The following is a 17,521-nucleotide window of genomic DNA, read 5'->3' as shown; positions in this document are numbered from 1 at the left end:
TTCTCGGGACCCTGCCGGGGTGTCCCGGCAGGATTCCATCATTAGTGCTTCTCGACCGCGAGGGCGAGGTACACAACCGTCAGGGCCATGAAGACGAAGGCCTGCAGCGTCACAATCAGGATGTGGAAGATTGCCCATGGACCACCCAGTGCCCACTGTGCCCACCATGGCAGCAGCGCGATCAGGATGAAAATCAGTTCGCCGGCATACATGTTGCCGAACAGTCGCAGCGACAGGGAGATCGGCTTGGCCAGCAACTCAACCATCTGCAGCAGGAAGTTTGCCGGTGCCAACAGGATCATGCCGACCGGGCCGCTGGCGTGGAAAGGAGCCGTGAACAGTTCCTTGACCCAGCCGCCGGCACCCTTGGCGCTGATCGAGAAGCCGATGATGCAGATCAGCACACCGATCGACATGCCCAGCGTGTGGTTTACGTCGGCGGTCGGCACGACGCGCAGGTAGTTCACGCCCACCAGCGACAACAGTTTCGGCAGCAGATCGACCGGCAGGAAGTCCATCGCGTTCAGCAACCAGACCCACACGAAGATCGTGATCGCCAGGGGAGCGATGACACGGCTCTTGGCATGGAAGGCGCCGTTGACGGTGTCGTTGACGATCTCCATCACGAACTCGACGAAGTTCTGCAGCTTGCCCGGCACGCCGGCCGTGGCGCGCTTGGAGGCCAGCCAGAAGACGAACAGGAACAAGGCGCCCAGGATCGCGGAGATCCAGAAGGTATCGAGGTTGAACGTCTTGTCGGCGTTCTGAAGGTGTGCAAGGTGGTGCTGGATGTACTCGGTGGCGTTTGCCGGGCCTGCGTGGCCCCCCGCGTGTTCAGTCGTCATAATGAAGTTGATATTGAATTTAGAAACTTTGACCGCACCATTCATCTCTCGAACGGTGATACGGCGTTAAACCTGCGCGGTGATCAACTCGCGAGCAATGAGAACCAGTATGCCAAGGTCGTCACCGCAAAACCCAAGATCAGCCATAACCAGGCCGCCGATGGAAACAGCACCAGCGTCGTTATGAACAGAACTGCTGTAATGAATACTTTCACCATCTCGGCGCGGAAGTGCCGCCGGAAGATCGCCTTGGCGTCGCCGTTGCCGCGCGCGACGATCAGCGCGTAGACAAGGCTGCCTGCCACCGCGATCGCGCCGCCCGTGGCGGCGGACCAGCCTTTCTCCAGCCCGGCGAAGAGCGCGACAAGAGCGGAGAAGAGGACGGCGATGGTCAGTTGCAGGGCAACGATGCGAAAGACCGGCCGGGCGATACCTGCTGCAGAATCACTCACTTGCCAACCTTCTTAACGTAGCCTTAAGACCCAAAGACACGGGATTATAGGACTGTTACGTGAGCCGCGTCAAACGTGATGCACCTTGTATGAGCAAATGAGGCAATATTGTGACTATTGCGCAATTTGCCCGCACCATGCTGGTGCGTCACACTCCCCGTCCATTTGCTTGCCCCGGCCGCTGCGTCCATCCCGGCGGTAAAACGTATCCTTTCTGCAACATTCCTGCGCAATACTCAACAGGCATCCCGCTTCGTCATGCCATATGGGGTTCCTGAAAAAGCGAACAATGACAATACGTTACGGTACGATGCCGATTTTTAGAGGGTTTACTCGGCCGCTGTTCAGCGGACACTTGCGCTCGCCTGGCGCCGTTTCTGCTGCGGCGCGCGGGGACGATCATCACCCGAAACGTTTCTCAAAAAGCAAACGACTGACGTTATGTGAATAACTCTGCCGTATTGCGATCGGTGCCGCGTGATTTAACAGCGACCGTATTTAATCGAGTCGGGGAGATAATCCCGGAAACGCGATTTGATTCAGCCCGGCGCGATTAGCGCCGCTCCGTGGCCGATAATGATCGTCGCCGGTTTCGGGACGCCCCGGGTATCGATGCCGGGGGATCCCTGTCGGGCTCAGTCGCCGGCGGCCGATTCGCGCAGCCGCGCCAGCACGCCGTCAAGAATGTCGAGGTCGGCAAAGTCGATGATCATCTGGCCCTTGCCCTTGGCGCCCATGCGGAACGTGACCGGCGTGGCCAGCCGGTCCGACAATTCTTCTTCCAGGCGCTTGATGTCGGCGGATTTTTCCCGCACCTTCGCTTCAGGCGGCGCATTTTGCTCTTCCTGCGTGCGCGTCACCAATTTTTCCGTCTCGCGTACCGAGAGCCGCCTGGCGACGACGACGTTCGCCAGCGTGATCTGGGTGGCCGCATCGACGGCCAGCAGCGCGCGCGCATGGCCCATGTCGATGTCGCCGGCCATCAGCATCGTCTGCACCGGTCCAGCGAGATTGAGCAGGCGCAGCAGGTTCGACACGGCGGAGCGCGAGCGGCCGACGGCCGTTGCCGCCTGTTCGTGCGTGAACGCGAAATCGGTGATCAGGCGATGGATGCCCTGCGCTTCCTCCAGCGGGTTCAAGTCTTCGCGCTGGATGTTCTCGATCAGTGCCATCGCCGCCGCGGATGTGTCGTCCACTTCCCGCACGAGCACCGGCACTGTCTCCAGGCCGGCGATCTGCGCGGCACGGTAGCGGCGCTCGCCGGCGATGATTTCATATTTGCTTTCGCCGAAGCCGCCATCGAGGGGCCGCACGAGGATCGGCTGCATGATGCCCTGCGCCTTGATCGATGCCGCCAGCTCGTTCAGGCTGCCTTCATCCATGCGCGTGCGCGGCTGGTATTTGCCGGGCTGCAGTTGCGCCAGCGGCAGTTCGGAGGGCGCGCCCTGTTCCACGGCGGGAGTCTGATCGCTGTCGCCGCCCAGCAGCGCATCGAGGCCGCGACCGAGGCCTTTGAGTTTTCTGGTTGCCATAGTGTGCTCTGGTGACAGGCACCTCTTTCCTGCGGAAAAAGGTGCCTGTCACCAGTTTTCGATAGTTAGCGTGTGGTGTGCGACACCATTTCCCTGGAAATGGTGTCGGACACCGGTTTTCTGTTGAGGTCCCGGGCAATCACATCGTCTTGATCCGCGCCACCATCTCCGCCCCGAAGGCGATATACGCCTGCGCCCCCTTGGAAGACGGGTCGAACGACACCCCGGGCATCCCATAGGATGGCGCTTCGGCGAGCCGCACGTTGCGGGGAATGATCGTCTTGAACACCTTGTCGCCGAAATGCTGCTCGAGCTGGGCCGACACTTGCTGCGACAGGGTCATGCGCGGATCGAACATCACGCGCAAGAGGCCGATGATCTTCAGGTCCTGGTTCAGGTTGGCGTGCACCTTCTTGATCGTGTTGACGAGGTCGGACAAGCCCTCCAGCGCGTAGTACTCGCACTGCATGGGGATGATCACGCCGTGGGCGGCGCACAGGCCGTTCAGCGTGAGCATCGACAGCGCGGGCGGGCAATCGATCAGGATGAAGTCGTAGTCCTTGTCGACCAGTGCCAGTGCATGCTTGAGGCGCTTTTCGCGATTGTCCAGCTCCACCATCTCCACTTCGGCGCCGGCCAGCTCGCGGTTGGCGGGCAGCACGTCGAAGCGGCCGGTTTCCGAGCGCTGGCGCGCCGTGGCCACGTCGGCCGTGCCCAGCATCACCTCATAGGTGGAAGCGGCCAGCCCGGCCTTGTTGATACCGGCACCCATCGTTGCATTGCCCTGCGGGTCCAGGTCGACCAGCAGCACGCGCTGGTTCAGTTTGGCAAGCCCGGCGGAGAGGTTCACCGTGGTGGTAGTCTTGCCCACTCCGCCCTTCTGGTTCGCTACGCAGAATATCTTTGCCATCTGTTGTTCTTTGTCTTTTTCAGTTTATATTGTTTATACGATTTATATCGTTTATATGATTTATACCGTTTATACTATTTATACGGTATAAACTATTTATACTGTTTATACCGTTATCGAACGACCTACGAAAACCAGGTGCCGCTCGGCGTCCAGTCCCGGCACTCGCAGGGGCTGCAATTCGCGCACTGCCCAGTCGCCCGGCAGGCGTTCGCGTTCGTCCTGCGGCGCGGTCCCTTTCAGGGCGATGAAGCGGCCGCCTTCCGCCAGCAGGTGGTGCGACCATTCAACGAAGTCGGACAGGTCGGCAAAGGCGCGCGACGTGATCACGTCGAACGGCTCCTTCACCGCCAGTTCCTGCACCTTCTTCGTGTACACCGTCACATTCGCCAGACCCAATTCGGCCTTGACCTGCGTGAGGAAGGCGGTCTTCTTGTGCACCGTGTCGATCATCGACACCTTCATGTCAGGCCGGGCGATCGCCAGCACGATGCCGGGCAAGCCGCCCCCTGCCCCCACGTCCAGCACGTTGCGCGCGCCGGCGAACGCCGGCACGGCTGAGAGCGAATCGAGCAGGTGCAACGTCATCATCTGCATCGGGTCCCGCACGGAGGTCAGGTTGTACACGTGGTTCCACTTGTTCAGGAGCGCCAGGTAGTCCAGCAGCTGCTCCTGCTGGGTACCCGCCAAGTCGAGACCCAGCTCGGTAACGCCGTTCGCCAGCACCTGCGCCAGGGCAGCGCGATCAAACACCGCCATCAGGCTGCCTCGTCTTTCAAGGTCACGAAACCGCCGTAGCCCGCCTTCTTCAGGTGCACGAGCAACAGCGAAATCGCCGCCGGCGTCACGCCGGAGATACGCGAGGCCTGGCCGAGCGTTTCCGGGCGATGCTTGTTCAGCTTCTGGCGCACTTCGACGGACAGCGCGGCAATGTCCAGGTAGTTGAACCCTTCCGGCAGTTTCAGGTTTTCGTAATGTTCATGCCGCTCCACTTCCTTCAGCTGGCGTTCGATATAGCCGGAATACTTGAGCTGGATCTCGACCTGTTCCTGGACGGCCGGATCCGTCACGCCCGGACCGCCGAGATTGCGGCCGTCCGCGCCCGTCAGCGTCACCAGCTTGTCGTAGTCGACGTTCGGGCGGCGCAGCAGGTCCGCCAGCGAGTATTCGCGCTCGATGGCCTGGCCGATCACGCGTTCGGATTCCGCCGCTTCCAGAATGCGCGGATTGACCCACGTGGACTTCAGGCGTTCCAGCTCGGCGGCAACGGCCTCACGCTTGCGCTCGAACGCTTCCCACTGCGCATCGCCGACGACGCCCAGCTTGCGGCCGATCTCGGTGAGCCGCATGTCGGCGTTGTCCTCCCGCAGCGACAGCCGGTACTCGGCGCGGCTGGTGAACATGCGGTACGGCTCCTGTACGCCTTGCGTCACCAGGTCGTCGACCAGCACGCCCAGATACGCTTCCGAGCGCGCCGGCGTCCACGGTTCCTTGCCTTGCGTTTGCAGCGCGGCATTCAAGCCAGCCAGCAAGCCTTGCGCGGCCGCTTCCTCGTAGCCGGTCGTGCCGTTGATCTGGCCAGCAAAGTACAGGCCGGAAATCGCCTTCGTTTCCAGCGAGGCCTTCAAGCCGCGCGGGTCGAAGTAGTCGTATTCGATCGCATAGCCGGGGCGCAGGATGTGGGCGTTTTCGAGCCCCTTCATCGAACGCACCAGTTCGATCTGCACGTCGAACGGCAGGCTCGTGGAAATACCGTTCGGGTAGAACTCGTTCGTCGTCAAGCCTTCCGGTTCCAGGAAGATCTGGTGCGACTCCTTCGCCGAGAAGCGATGGATCTTGTCCTCGATCGACGGGCAGTAGCGCGGCCCCACGCCTTCGATCACGCCGGTGTACATGGGGCTGCGGTCCAGGCCGCCACGGATGATGTCGTGCGTCTTCTGGTTCGTGTGCGTGACCCAGCACGGCAACTGCTTCGGGTGCATGGCCGCATTGCCCATGTAGGAAAACACGGGAACCGGGTCGAGATCGCCCGGCTGTTCCGTCATCACGGAAAAGTCGATGCTGCGGCCATCGATGCGCGGCGGCGTGCCGGTCTTCAGGCGCCCCTGCGGCAGCTTCAATTCCTTCAGGCGCGCGGACAGCGACAGCGCGGGCGGATCGCCGGCGCGGCCAGCCGAGTAGTTCTGCAAGCCGACGTGGATCTTCCCATCCAGGAAAGTGCCGGCCGTCAGCACGACGGCGCGCGCACGGAACTGCAAGCCGATCTGCGTTACGGCACCGACGACACGGTCGCCCTCCACCATCAGGTCGTCGACCGCCTGCTGGAACAGCCACAGGTTCGGCTGGTTTTCCAGGCGCGAACGAATGGCGGCTTTATAGAGGATGCGGTCGGCCTGCGCGCGCGTGGCGCGCACGGCTGGACCCTTCGACGAATTCAGGATGCGGAACTGGATGCCGGCCTCGTCCGTCGCGATCGCCATCGCACCGCCCAGGGCATCGACCTCCTTGACGAGGTGGCCCTTGCCGATCCCGCCGATCGACGGGTTGCAGGACATTTGTCCAAGGGTTTCGATATTGTGGGTCAACAGCAAGGTCTTCTGACCGGTGCGCGCCGACGCCAGTGCCGCCTCGGTGCCGGCATGGCCGCCGCCAACGACGATGACGTCGAATTCAGTAGGAAATAGCATGGTGGAAAGAAAAGCAGAGGGATGAAGTGAGATTATAGAGTTTTTTGCGCGCTGCGACTTTTTTAGGCAGAAATATTCCGGCGATGTTTCACGTGGAACGTAGGATTGTTGAGCTAGATTGCTGCCGCGCGGGTGTTTCACGTGAAACAAAAGCCCGGCATCGGCCGGGCTTCGATCACACCGTCGACTGTTCCACGTGGAACAATCACCAGCGCTGCCATGCGTCCCACGACGTCTTGACGATCAGGATCGTGACCACGACAAGAAAGACACGACGCACGAACCCGCTACCGTGCCGCATCGCCAACTTGGTACCGATCAGCGACCCCGCCACCTGGCACACCGCCATCATCAGGCCAAGCTGCCACAGCAAATGACCGCTGTAACCGAACCACATCAGCGCCGACAAATTGCACGCAACATTGACGACCTTGGCGACCGCCGAAGCGCCCAGGAAGTCGAAGCCGAACAGGCGGACAAACAGGAAGACAAGGAAGCTGCCGGTGCCGGGACCGAAGAAGCCATCATAGAAACCGATACACGCGCCGATCCCGACGGCCAGCAAACGCTCCTTTAACCCACTGTGCAGCGGCGCATGGATACTGCCCAGGTCCTTGCGCTTGAAGGTGTAGACCGCCACCGCAATCAGCACAAACGGCAGCAGCGTACGCATGAAGTCGGCGGGAATCTTGGTGACCGTATAGGCGCCGAAGAACGCAAAGAGGAAGGCTGCAAAGGCGGCCGGTGCCGCCGTCGTCCAGGCAATCGACACGCGCCGAGCATAATTGACGGCAGCGGCCGCCGTCCCGAAAATGCCGGCCAGCTTGCTCGTACCCAGCAGGGTCGCCGGCGCCGTGCTGCCGAAGGTGGAAAACAGCACGGGAATCTGAATCAGCCCTCCCCCACCGACCACTGCGTCGACCAATCCGGCCGCGAACGCGGCCACCCCAAGAATCGCAACATCCAGCATCGAGCCCCCTTCGGTAAACCCGATATTGTACGGAAGAACATTGCCCATCGTCCGGGTGTATGCTGGAGCGACCACGTTTCACGGAGATGCCATGAACGATTTTTCTTTCAGCACCGTGCCCCACATCGTGTCCGCAGCCGGCGCGTCTGCGCGCCTGGGCGAACACGTCCGCCAATATTTCCCGGATGCCCTCCGTGCTCTCGTCGTGACCGATGCCGGCTTCCTTCGCACCGGCCTCGCCGGCCCGCCGATTACCAGCCTGGAGCGCGCCGGTTTTCACGTGAAAACGTACAGCGACGTGATCGCCGATCCACCCGAACACATTGTGCAGGCAGCCGTGGCGGTCGCCCGCGACCACGACACGGACCTGGTGGTCGGCCTCGGCGGGGGCAGTTCGATGGACGTCGCGAAGCTCATCGCCGTGCTGGCCGCCACCGGCCAGCCACTCGCGGAAGCATACGGCATCGGCAATGTGCAAGGCAGCCGTCTGCCGCTGGTGCAGATCCCCACGACTGCCGGCACCGGCTCCGAGGTAACGAATATCGCCATCGTCACCACCGGGGCCACCACGAAGATGGGAGTGGTGGCCCCGCAGTTGTACGCCGACCTCGCGATCCTCGATGCCGAACTGACGCTTGGCTTGCCGCCCCGCGTGACCGCCGCGACGGGGATCGACGCGATGGTGCATGCGATCGAGGCGTATACGAGCCGACACAAGAAGAATCCCTTGTCGGATGTGCTCGCACGTGAAGCCCTGCGCCTGCTATCGGCCAACCTGCCCCGCGCCTGTGACGGCGGGGACGACCGGGCGGCCAACCTCGCCGCTCGACAGGCCATGCTGCTCGGTGCGCTGCTGGCAGGCCAGGCTTTCGCGAACGCACCTGTCGCCGCCGTGCATGCCCTCGCCTATCCAATCGGCGGCATTTTTCATGTGCCACATGGCCTGTCGAATGCGCTGGTACTGCCCCATGTCCTGCGCTTCAATGCGCCGGCCGCCGCCGGGCATTACGCCGAGCTGGCGGCCATCGTCGCACCACATGCGCAAGGCACGGACGAAGCGCGGTCCGAGGCATTCGTGCTCGCGATGGAACAGCTCGCCGCCCGCGCCGGTATCGAACGCACGCTGCGCGACGTCGGCATTACCGAGGCCGACCTGGATACTCTCGCCGATGCCGCGATGCTGCAAACCCGCCTGTTGGGCAACAACCCACGCGAGGTGACGCGGGACGATGCCAGGGCGATCTACGCGGCAGCGCTGTAAATGCGACGCCGCCGGGCATGAAAAAGCGGACCGCCCGGTCCGCTTCGCCTTGTGCTGGAGGAATCAATCCGGCACGTTCACGGTGGTCCCGGTGACCGTGATGGCATTGTTTCCTGGGGATGCGGAGATCGGCGGCACGTTCGCCACCGTGATCGGTACCGCGTTGCTGGCCCGCGTGACGGTGTGTACGACCTGTGACGGCGGCAGTGCCGTCTGGCTGTTCTTCAGGTTCGCGTACACCGCGTCAAGTGCCCGGAACAGGTAGACGTGCAAGGGCACGATCACGTTCGGCAGCGCGTTGGTGAAATTGTCGAAGTGGTTGGCATTCGTTACTTCAACATAGCGCAGCTTGCTGGCCGCCCCTTCCACCGCCGCGTTCAATCCCACGTAAGCCCGCGAAGCATGGTTCACCGGGATCAGCGCATCGGCCCGTCCGGAAACGATCAGCGCCGGCTTGCCGCGCAGGTTGCCGGTGGCCTGCACTTCCGCCATGCCCGCCCTCACCCGCGCACTCTGCGCGGCAAGGTCTCCCGCCAGCGGCGCGCCGGTCACCGCGTCGATCCCCGTTGCCAGCGAACGCAGGCACAGGAAGCCGTCCAGCGACTGGTCGTCGATTCCGGTCGACGGCGACACGCCCATGCTGTAGACCTTGGCACCACCAGCCGACGCCTCGTAGATCGGCGCGCCGATGATACCGTTCTGCGTGGCAAAGCTCGATGCCAAGGCCGCCGGCGTAAACGGCACCGGCGCCCCGGTCGTCGCGTCGAAGGGGCTCCAGCTGAAGCCGCACACATTGTCCGTGACGGCGAACCTGCCGTACGCGTTCACGTAAGTGACGGCAACGAGGATGTTCGTGAGCGCATGCGCTGCCTGCAGCGGTTCCGCGTCCGGCGTCCAGCCATACGCTTTCATGCGCGCACGCGCGTCGGCCTGCCGGGATGCCAGGTCGTTCCCGGACAGCAGTCCCTTCTGTACCAGCGAGGCGCAACGGCCGGCGCTGCCGGCAATACACGGCTGATACAACGCGGCATAGCTCGAGTAATCGAGCAAAGGCTTGCCCTGCGCTGTCACCACCGCACCGGCTTGCCGCACCGTATAGCCCGTCGTCCTGTTCGGCTGGATCTGCGGTTCCGTGGCCGCCACGGCATCGATGAGGCCGGTCGTATCCTGTTCCGCGGCCAACAGTGCCGAGCCAGCGCCGTTCGAGATCGACGAGGCGATCGTCAGCGTATTGGCGGGCGTGAACCGGACAAGCCGACTGGTGTTATCCCGTGCCACGACACCGTACTTCTCGTTGAGCACGTAAAACGCGAATTCAACGGCCTGCAGCGTGATCCTGCCCCAGTCCTTTTCCGGATTCTGCTGCGAGTGCGCGTGCTTGAACGCGATGCGGCCGGGGTATTGCTGGGCGAACGCCGTGCGTTGCGCATCGGTCAGCTCGGGCGCAAACTGGGCATTCTTGCCGGCGGACGTGCGGGACGCGCGCGTACCGTTCTGCAGATTGACGCTGTCATCCTCGAACGCATACAGGCCGGTACCGCTGCCCTTGTCCGCGTATGCGACCGCGCAATTGTTCTTCAGGCCCCACTCGCCGGAACTGCCGATGGCGCCGTAGATACCGCGCGACCCGCTCGACGTCCCCGTCACGATGCACGGGTTCACAGTGTCGAAGCTGTTCGGTACCTGCACCATCAAGGTGACGTTCTGCCGGCCCGAGCCATCGTCCGCGTACGCCAGGTATTCGGTGCCCGCCACCATGCCGCTGCCGGTCGTCGCCTGTCCGGCCGCGTTGACGTTCGGACCGTACAGGGTACCGTAGCCGCTGTTGGCGGCGATATCGAGCACGGCGCGGTAATTCGAGAAGATGGCATTGCGCCGCAATTCACGCGCCGTCGGGCTGGCGGGATTGGTGTAGGCCGGCGGCGCGGCGGCGGCCAGGCCGGCGGCGCCCAGCCCTGCCGTCAACAGGTCGTCCGTCGTGCCGTCGTAACTCGTCTGCGTGATCGTGCCCAGGTACGCCGGCTTCTGGTTCAACACTTCCGGTTCGTCGTCGTCATCGTCGCCTCCACAGGCGCCGAGCAACAGTGCCACCGCAATGGCGATCGCGGTCTTCGAAGTCCTCATTTGCATGGTCGGTTACCCCTATCAAAGTCAGTCAGGAATGAAGCAGCTTGCTGGGTGAAATCTCCTACGAAAAAAACAACGCCGGAAAATTCCGGCGTCGTCATGGGGTTCAAGCAGGTTTTCGCCTGCCGAGCGCGGCGACGATCTCGCCGATAATGCCGCGCCGGAATGCCAACACGCAGGCAACGAAGATCAGCCCGGTTACCATGCTGACGGCTTCGCCCAGCGTATTGAACCATTCGATGCCGGTGCCGCTGGCCACCATCGTGCCGAAGTCGCCCAGCTTGTTCTCCAGCACGATAATGATGACGGCGCCCAGCAGCGGGCCGGCCAGCGTGCCCATGCCGCCGACCAGGGTCATCAGGATGACGAGGCCGGACATCGTCCAGTGCACATCCGTCAGCGTCTCGAAGCCCAGCACCACGGTCTTGAGCGCACCGGCCAGGCCGGCCAGTGCGGCGGACAGCACGAACGCCATCAGCTTGTACTTGTCCACGTCGTAGCCAAGCGAGATTGCCCGCGGTTCGTTCTCCTTGATCGCCTTCAGTACCTGGCCGAACGGCGAATGCACCGTGCGCACGATCAGGGCGAACGCGGCCACGCACACAGCCAGCACCACGTAGTACAGCGTCAGGTCGCTGGACAGCTCGACCGCGCCCAGCAGCCGGCCCCGCGGAACGCCCTGCAAGCCATCCTCGCCGCCGGTAAAATTGGTAAAGCGCAGCGCGCCGAAGTACACCATCTGCGCCAGCGCCAGCGTGATCATCGAGAAATAGATGCCGGACCGGCGGATCGCCAGCCCGCCGATCACGAAGCCGACCAGGGCGGCCGCGAGCACCCCGAGCACGATGCCAAGCTCGAACGGCATGCCCCAGCTCTTCAGGGCGTTGCCGGCCACGTAGCCGGCGGTGCCGAAGAACGCCGCGTGGCCGAACGACAGCAGGCCGGTAAAGCCGATCAGCAGGTTGAAGGCGCTGGCGAACAGCGCGAAGCACAGCAATTTCATCAGGAAAACCGGGTAGCCGACGAAGGGCGCCACCAGCGCCGCCAGCAACAGGAGTCCGTAGCCGATTTGCTTGTTCATGGATGCCCTTTCACTTTTCTTTGCCGAACAGGCCGGCGGGACGCAGCAGCAGCACGATGACCATCACGAGGAACACCACGGTCGATGAAAATTCCGGGTAGAACACCCGGGTCAGGCCCTCGATGACTCCCAGGCCGAGCCCCGTCACGATCGAGCCGAGGATGGAGCCCATGCCGCCGATCACGACCACGGCGAACACGACGATGATGAGGTTGGAGCCCATCAGGGGGGACACCTGGATGATGGGCGCCGCCAGCACGCCGGCGAAACCGGCCAGTGCAACGCCGAAGCCATAGGTGAGCGTGACCATCAGCGGGACGTTGATGCCGAACGCTTCGACCAGTTTCGGGTTTTCCGTGCCGGCGCGCAGGTACGCGCCGAGCCGCGTTTTCTCGATGACGAACCAGGTGGCGAAGCAGACGATCAGCGAGGCCACGACGACCCAGCCGCGGTAGTTCGGCAGGATCATGAAGCCCAGGTCGGTCGCCCCCTGCAGCTGTTCCGGGGTATCGAACGGCTGGCCGGACACGCCGTAGAACGAACGGAAAATCCCTTCCACCAGCAGCGTGATGCCGAAGGTCAGCAGCAGGCCGTACAGGTGGTCCAGCTTGTACAGCCAGCGCAGCATCGTTTTTTCGATGACGATGCCGAGCAGGCCCACGATGATGGGGGCCGCGATCAGCATCGTCCAGTAGCTCATGCCCAGGTAGGACATGCCCATCCAGGCGAGGAACGCGCCCATCATGTACATCGCGCCGTGCGAGAAATTGATGACGTTCAAGAGGCCGAAGATGATGGCCAGGCCGAGCGACAGCATCGCGTAGAACGAGCCGTTGACGAGCCCCAGCAGCAGCTGGCTCATCATGGCTGGCAGGGGAACGCCGAAAATTTCCATGGCCTTCGTCTCCTCGATAGTGGTAACGGTTGGTGGTACAAATAAGAATTCACTGCGAGAAATCACTGCGGACGCCGTGCCGGACATCGCTGGTCGAACGCCCCGGCCACGGCCCCGCATGCGGGCATGCGGCCGTGACGGGCACGAACGCCCATGCGACGGTTCCTGCGACGGTTCATGTGACAACGCACGAACAACGAACGAGAGAGGCGTCGCGACGCAATGACGGCGGGCATCGGTCGAAGCCCGTGCGGTCGTGGCCCAGCGTCGCCCGCCCTGCTCCCGATGGCCGGTGAAACCGGCCGGCGGCTCAGGAAAACGGACTTATTTCCACAGCGCGCACTTGCTCTCGGCCTTCGTCATATAGGCTTGCTCGCCGGGAATCGTGGCCACGACCTTGTAGTAATCCCACGGATACTTCGACTCGTTTGGCTTTTTCACTTCCATCAGGTACATGTCGTGCACCATGCGGCCGTCCGGACGGATCACGCCGTTCTTGGCGAACATGTCGTTGATCGGGGTCTTCTTCAGGTAGGCCATCACCTTGTCGGAATCGTCGGTGCCCAGCGCTTTCACCGCCTTCAGGTAGTTCGCCGCCGCCGAATAGTCGGCCGCCTGCAACATGGACGGCTCCTTCTTCATCTTGGCGAAGTAGCGCTTGGACCATGCGCGGGTGTCGGCATTCAGGTCCCAGTACCAGCCATCGGTCAGGTACATGCCCTGCGTGGTGTTCAGACCCAGCGAGTGGATATCGTTGATGAAGATCAGCAGGCCGGCCAGCTTCATCTTCTTCGTGATGCCGAATTCGTTGGCCGCCTTGATGGAGTTGATCGCGTCGCCGCCGGCGTTCGCCAGCCCGAGGATCTGCGCCTTCGACGATTGCGCCTGCAACAGGAACGACGAGAAATCCGATGCCGACAGCGGATGCTTCACCGAACCCAGCACGCGCCCGCCACCCGTCTTCACGACGGCCGCCGTGTCCGCTTCGAGCGACTGGCCGAACGCGTAGTCGGCCGTCATGAAATACCAGTCCTTGCCGCCCTGCTTGACGATCGCTCCGCCGGTGCCGCGGGCCAGCGCCACCGTGTCGTAGGCATAATGAATCGTGTACGGCGTGCATTCCTCGTTCGTCAGGCGCGAGGAACCGGCGCCGATCGAGACGAAGATCTTCTTCTTCTCGGCCGCCACTTTCGCCATGGCCAGGTTGGCGCCCGAGTTGGTGCCGCCGATCAGCATGTCCACGCCCTGCTGGTCGAACCATTCGCGCGCCTTCGAGGCGGCGATGTCGGCCTTGTTCTGGTGGTCCGCGGAGATGAATTCCACTTTCTTGCCGGCGATGACGGTGCCTGCATCGGCGATCGCCATCTTGATCGCTTCGGCGCCACCGGCGCCGTCGATGTCCGTGTACAGGCCGGACATGTCGGTGATGAAACCGATCTTGATCGTATCGCCGGAAACCTGGGCGGACGCGGCACTGGACAGGCCGATGGCGCAGATGGCGGTGGCGGCGGTGGCGATGGCTTTGCGCTTCGTAATCGTCTTCATAATCGTCTCCATTCACTCGGTTTTATGGCGCCGCCGGAAGTGGCGGCGGACTTCCCTGCCTGGCTATCTGCCAGGGAAGCGCTGATTGATTCATGGCGGCGATCTTGGCCCTGAGAAAACGCGCCCAGCTGCGCCACAAATGTCCCGCCATACCTTTGTATGGCGGGACATTTGCGTCTTGCTGGACACGTTTTTCAGACCAATCTCATCCACCAGCAATAAATCAGCGCTTCCCTAGACGCCAAGGAGCTCGGTGAGCACCGGCATCTTGGCGTTCAATTCGGACGCCGCGAACGTCTCGACGATCTGGCCGTGTTCCATCACGTAGAACCGGTCCGCCAGCGGCGCCGCGAAGCGGAAGTTCTGCTCCACCATGACAATGGTGTAGCCCTTCGCTTTCAGTGTGCGAATCATGCGCGCGAGGCCCTGGACGATGACGGGCGCCAACCCTTCGGAGATTTCATCGAGCAGCAGCAGGCGCGCGCCCGTGCGCAGGATGCGCGCCACGGCCAGCATCTGCTGCTCGCCGCCGGACAGGCGTGTGCCCTGGCTGTGGCGGCGTTCCTTGAGGTTCGGGAACATCTCGTAGATTTCCTCGACGGTCATGCCTTTTGCATCGGTCTTCAGGGGCGGCGGCAGCAGCAAGTTTTCCTCGGTCGACAGCGAGGAAAAGATGCCCCGCTCTTCCGGGCAATAGCCGACGCCCAGGTGGGCGATCCGGTGCGTGGCGAGGTTGATCGCCTCCTTGCCGTTGATGCGGATCGAGCCCTTGCGCGCACCGGTGAGCCCCATGATCGCGCGCAGCGTGGTGGTGCGGCCGGCTCCGTTGCGGCCCAGCAGCGTGACGACTTCGCCCTGCCCCACCGTGATGTTCACGTTGTGCAGGATGTGCGATTCGCCGTACCAGGCTTGCAGGTCGGCGATTTCCAGCGCCACCCGCGCCGGCTCGCTGGCCGGCAGGTGGACGTTCGAGGTGGCCGGCGCGTTCATCCGTGCGCTCCTACCAGTTCGGTTGCTTCCGTGCCCATGTAAGCCTCCATGACCTGGGGATTCTTCGACACCTCGGCGTACGTGCCCTCGGCCAGCATGGCGCCTCGCTGCAACACCGAGATCCGGTCGCAGATGCCGGACACCACGCTCATATTGTGTTCCACCATCAGGATCGTGCGGCCGTTCGACACCTTCCTGATCAACTCCGTAACGCGGTGCACGTCCTCGTGGCCCATGCCCTGCGTGGGTTCGTCCAGCAGCATCAGTTCCGGTTCCATCGCCAGCGTGGTGGCGATTTCCAGCGCGCGCTTGCGGCCGTATGGCATGTCCGCCGTGATCGTGTCCGCGAATTGGGTGAGATCGACCTCGGCCAGGAGTTCCATGGCGCGGCCGTTCAACCGATCCAATGTGCGTTCGCTGCGCCAGAAGTGGAACGTGTTGCCGAGCTGGCGCTGCAGGCCGATCCGCACGTTCTGCAGCACCGTCAGGTGGGGAAACACGGCGGAAATCTGGAACGACCGGATCACGCCCATTCGGGCGATACCGGCCGGCTTGGCCGATGTGATGTCGCGGCCATTGAACAGGATCTGGCCGGAAGTCGGCACCAGGAACTTGGTCAGCAGGTTGAAGCAGGTCGTCTTGCCGGCCCCGTTCGGGCCGATCAGGGCATGGATATGACCCCGTTGAACCTTCAGGTTCACGTCGTTAACAGCTGTGAAACCCTTGAACTCCTTGGTCAAATTCCTTGTTTCCAAGATGAAGTTTGACATCGCGTCTCCCCGAGGATTCTTTACATACTGCTAAATTTTGCGTCGATCATACCCACATCAAATTTGCCAAACAATACCGTATAACTACCATAAACTTTTGCATAACTGCTATCAGACCGAACGAGATTTGTGCGCTGCGCAACATCAATAACTTCGGTCAATTGCATCCTGCATGTTTCTTCGGTCTTCTTTTTCGCCCATTTATGGTCCTTTTATGCGGCGCCCCAGCCGAATTTTGTGCAGGACGGAATCCCGCAAGCGATGGAAAAGTTTCCTTAAAGAATTACTGCTTTGCTATTTCCTCGACGAGCGTCTGCACCAGGCGCGCCGCACTCATTCGTCGCGTCCGCCCAACACCGGTGCCGCACCACAGCGACATCAGTTCCGTGTCGCCGCGCTTGGCCGCCTCGAACCGGATCGGCCCGGTCAGGGCGTTTTGCACGGGATAAGCCGGCACCTGGTCTTCGACCGCTTCCATCTCGCGCATGAAACGGTTGACGAGACCGCGTGCGTAACGGCCCGAAAAGGCGCGCGTCAGCCGGGTCGGCGAAGAGCCGGCAATCTGCAAGCGTTGCTTGTAGGCGGGATGGATGCCCGCTTCGTCCGTCACCATGAACGCGGTGCCCATCTGGACGCCGGCCGCGCCGAGGTCCATGCGTTCGCGGATGTCCGCCCCGGTCATCACATTGCCGGCCGAAATGACCGGAATCGTTACCTCGGCCACCACCGCTTTCAGCAGGGCGATCGCGTCCAGCGTGGCATCGCGCTGGTCGCCGATGAAGGTTCCGCGATGGCCGCCCGCTTCCGTGCCGGAGGCAATCACCGCATCCGCGCCGACCGCTTGCCAGGCCTGCGCTTCATCGACCCGGGTCGCGGTACCGATCACGAGAATGCCGGCATCGTGCAACTGCCGCACCTGGTCGGCCGAAAGAATGTCGAACGTGAAGCTGGCCGCGGCGGGTTTCAGTTCCAGCAGCGCCGCGAACTGGGCGGAAAAGTCTTCGCACCATTTGAACGGCAGCGCCAGCTCGTTCCACCCGAGCGATGACCAGATCGGCTTGAGCAGTTCCACCGCGTGTGCCACCTCTTCGCCGCTGGGGCGGGGTATTTCCTGGACAAAGAAATTCAGCAGGAAAGGCTTGGCGGTGAGTTGCCGGATCTCGGCCACCTGGCGGCGGATGGTGTCCGGCGGCAGCAACGAACAAGCCAGCGAGCCGAGGGCGCCGGCATTCGACACGGCAGCCACCAGGGCGGGGGTCGTGCACCCACCGGCCATCGGGCCCTGGATGATCGGATGGGAAATGGCACCACTGAACAGGGACCGCAACTCCATGAATGTCTCCTAAAGGCTTGTGGATAAGCTTATGGATATCCACAGGCATCGTTTGTGCGTAAACCGCGGGTATGTGGGAAACGCCATTTTTGTCCAAAATCCGTTCCTCGGCCATACAAGGTT

The 17,521-nt window shown here is 62.5% G+C and carries 15 protein-coding genes; 1 reads left to right on the top strand and 14 read right to left on the bottom strand.

Annotation, left to right across the window (positions count from 1 at the left end; genetic code table 11):
* Positions 1–41 precede the first annotated feature (41 nt).
* From atpB to V6Z91_RS08215, 7 genes are all read right to left on the bottom strand, one after another.
* Positions 42–845: a F0F1 ATP synthase subunit A gene (gene atpB / locus V6Z91_RS08245; RefSeq protein WP_338769029.1), complete on the bottom strand. Its 804-nt coding sequence runs from the start codon at positions 843–845 to the stop codon at positions 42–44.
* Between the two features lie 83 nt (positions 846–928).
* Positions 929–1,297, bottom strand: a complete 369-nt coding sequence (locus tag V6Z91_RS08240; protein WP_338769026.1) for an ATP synthase subunit I — start codon at positions 1,295–1,297, stop codon at positions 929–931.
* 635 nt (positions 1,298–1,932) lie between these two features.
* Complete coding sequence (locus tag V6Z91_RS08235) at positions 1,933–2,829, bottom strand: ParB/RepB/Spo0J family partition protein (protein ID WP_338769024.1); 897 nt, start codon at positions 2,827–2,829, stop codon at positions 1,933–1,935.
* Positions 2,830–2,968: 139 nt separating this feature from the next.
* Positions 2,969–3,739, bottom strand: coding sequence for a ParA family protein (locus V6Z91_RS08230; protein ID WP_338769022.1), 771 nt, complete (start codon positions 3,737–3,739; stop codon positions 2,969–2,971).
* 105 nt (positions 3,740–3,844) lie between these two features.
* On the bottom strand, positions 3,845–4,498 hold the full coding sequence (gene rsmG / locus V6Z91_RS08225) for a 16S rRNA (guanine(527)-N(7))-methyltransferase RsmG (protein WP_338769019.1): 654 nt from the start codon (positions 4,496–4,498) through the stop codon (positions 3,845–3,847).
* Positions 4,498–6,426: a tRNA uridine-5-carboxymethylaminomethyl(34) synthesis enzyme MnmG gene (gene mnmG / locus V6Z91_RS08220; protein ID WP_338769016.1), complete on the bottom strand. Its 1,929-nt coding sequence runs from the start codon at positions 6,424–6,426 to the stop codon at positions 4,498–4,500. Before mnmG ends, rsmG begins: the two co-directional genes overlap by 1 nt.
* A gap of 205 nt (positions 6,427–6,631) precedes the next feature.
* A complete protein-coding gene (locus V6Z91_RS08215; protein WP_338771768.1) occupies positions 6,632–7,396 on the bottom strand; it encodes a TSUP family transporter in 765 nt (254 codons plus the stop codon).
* Positions 7,397–7,487: 91 nt separating this feature from the next.
* On the opposite strand from V6Z91_RS08215, the gene V6Z91_RS08210 reads away from it, so the two are divergent.
* Positions 7,488–8,657 (top strand): iron-containing alcohol dehydrogenase, encoded by a 1,170-nt coding sequence (locus V6Z91_RS08210; protein WP_338769013.1) that lies wholly within the window; start codon positions 7,488–7,490, stop codon positions 8,655–8,657.
* Positions 8,658–8,720: 63 nt separating this feature from the next.
* Here the strand turns inward: V6Z91_RS08210 and V6Z91_RS08205 are convergent, their stop codons facing one another.
* From V6Z91_RS08205 to V6Z91_RS08175, 7 genes are all read right to left on the bottom strand, one after another.
* Positions 8,721–10,781, bottom strand: coding sequence for a 3-hydroxybutyrate oligomer hydrolase family protein (locus V6Z91_RS08205; RefSeq protein WP_338771766.1), 2,061 nt, complete (start codon positions 10,779–10,781; stop codon positions 8,721–8,723).
* A 109-nt stretch (positions 10,782–10,890) separates the two neighbouring features.
* The gene (locus V6Z91_RS08200) at positions 10,891–11,865 is read right to left on the bottom strand and encodes a branched-chain amino acid ABC transporter permease (RefSeq protein ID WP_338769011.1); all 975 of its coding nucleotides are present in this window, start codon (positions 11,863–11,865) and stop codon (positions 10,891–10,893) included.
* 10 nt (positions 11,866–11,875) lie between these two features.
* The gene (locus tag V6Z91_RS08195) at positions 11,876–12,760 is read right to left on the bottom strand and encodes a branched-chain amino acid ABC transporter permease (protein WP_338769009.1); all 885 of its coding nucleotides are present in this window, start codon (positions 12,758–12,760) and stop codon (positions 11,876–11,878) included.
* Between the two features lie 324 nt (positions 12,761–13,084).
* Positions 13,085–14,305 (bottom strand): ABC transporter substrate-binding protein, encoded by a 1,221-nt coding sequence (locus V6Z91_RS08190; protein ID WP_338769007.1) that lies wholly within the window; start codon positions 14,303–14,305, stop codon positions 13,085–13,087.
* Between the two features lie 234 nt (positions 14,306–14,539).
* Positions 14,540–15,295, bottom strand: coding sequence for an ABC transporter ATP-binding protein (locus tag V6Z91_RS08185; protein WP_338769005.1), 756 nt, complete (start codon positions 15,293–15,295; stop codon positions 14,540–14,542).
* Positions 15,292–16,065 carry an ABC transporter ATP-binding protein gene (locus tag V6Z91_RS08180; protein WP_338769002.1) on the bottom strand — a complete coding sequence of 258 codons (774 nt, stop codon included), beginning with the start codon at positions 16,063–16,065 and terminating at the stop codon, positions 15,292–15,294. Before V6Z91_RS08180 ends, V6Z91_RS08185 begins: the two co-directional genes overlap by 4 nt.
* Before the next feature lie 283 nt (positions 16,066–16,348).
* Complete coding sequence (locus V6Z91_RS08175) at positions 16,349–17,398, bottom strand: nitronate monooxygenase (RefSeq protein ID WP_338768999.1); 1,050 nt, start codon at positions 17,396–17,398, stop codon at positions 16,349–16,351.
* Between the last annotated feature and the right edge of the window lie 123 nt (positions 17,399–17,521).

The organism is Massilia sp. METH4 (genome assembly GCF_037094685.1).
Taxonomy (GTDB): Bacteria; Pseudomonadota; Gammaproteobacteria; order Burkholderiales; family Burkholderiaceae_D; genus Rugamonas.
The sequence above is the reverse complement of the archived record's forward strand: the minus strand, read 5'-3'. Positions and strand labels throughout refer to the sequence as shown.

Excerpts from the sequence above, each read along its gene's own strand:
- atpB (WP_338769029.1), bottom strand. The coding sequence starts at position 845 with ATGACGACTGAACACGCGGGGGGCCACGCAGGCCCGGCAAACGCCACC.
- V6Z91_RS08235 (WP_338769024.1), bottom strand. The coding sequence starts at position 2,829 with ATGGCAACCAGAAAACTCAAAGGCCTCGGTCGCGGCCTCGATGCGCTG.
- V6Z91_RS08230 (WP_338769022.1), bottom strand. The coding sequence starts at position 3,739 with ATGGCAAAGATATTCTGCGTAGCGAACCAGAAGGGCGGAGTGGGCAAG.
- rsmG (WP_338769019.1), bottom strand. The coding sequence starts at position 4,498 with ATGGCGGTGTTTGATCGCGCTGCCCTGGCGCAGGTGCTGGCGAACGGC.
- mnmG (WP_338769016.1), bottom strand. The coding sequence starts at position 6,426 with ATGCTATTTCCTACTGAATTCGACGTCATCGTCGTTGGCGGCGGCCAT.
- V6Z91_RS08215 (WP_338771768.1), bottom strand. The coding sequence starts at position 7,396 with ATGCTGGATGTTGCGATTCTTGGGGTGGCCGCGTTCGCGGCCGGATTG.
- V6Z91_RS08210 (WP_338769013.1), top strand. The coding sequence starts at position 7,488 with ATGAACGATTTTTCTTTCAGCACCGTGCCCCACATCGTGTCCGCAGCC.
- V6Z91_RS08205 (WP_338771766.1), bottom strand. The coding sequence starts at position 10,781 with ATGAGGACTTCGAAGACCGCGATCGCCATTGCGGTGGCACTGTTGCTC.
- V6Z91_RS08200 (WP_338769011.1), bottom strand. The coding sequence starts at position 11,865 with ATGAACAAGCAAATCGGCTACGGACTCCTGTTGCTGGCGGCGCTGGTG.
- V6Z91_RS08195 (WP_338769009.1), bottom strand. The coding sequence starts at position 12,760 with ATGGAAATTTTCGGCGTTCCCCTGCCAGCCATGATGAGCCAGCTGCTG.
- V6Z91_RS08190 (WP_338769007.1), bottom strand. The coding sequence starts at position 14,305 with ATGAAGACGATTACGAAGCGCAAAGCCATCGCCACCGCCGCCACCGCC.
- V6Z91_RS08185 (WP_338769005.1), bottom strand. The coding sequence starts at position 15,295 with ATGAACGCGCCGGCCACCTCGAACGTCCACCTGCCGGCCAGCGAGCCG.
- V6Z91_RS08180 (WP_338769002.1), bottom strand. The coding sequence starts at position 16,065 with ATGTCAAACTTCATCTTGGAAACAAGGAATTTGACCAAGGAGTTCAAG.
- V6Z91_RS08175 (WP_338768999.1), bottom strand. The coding sequence starts at position 17,398 with ATGGAGTTGCGGTCCCTGTTCAGTGGTGCCATTTCCCATCCGATCATC.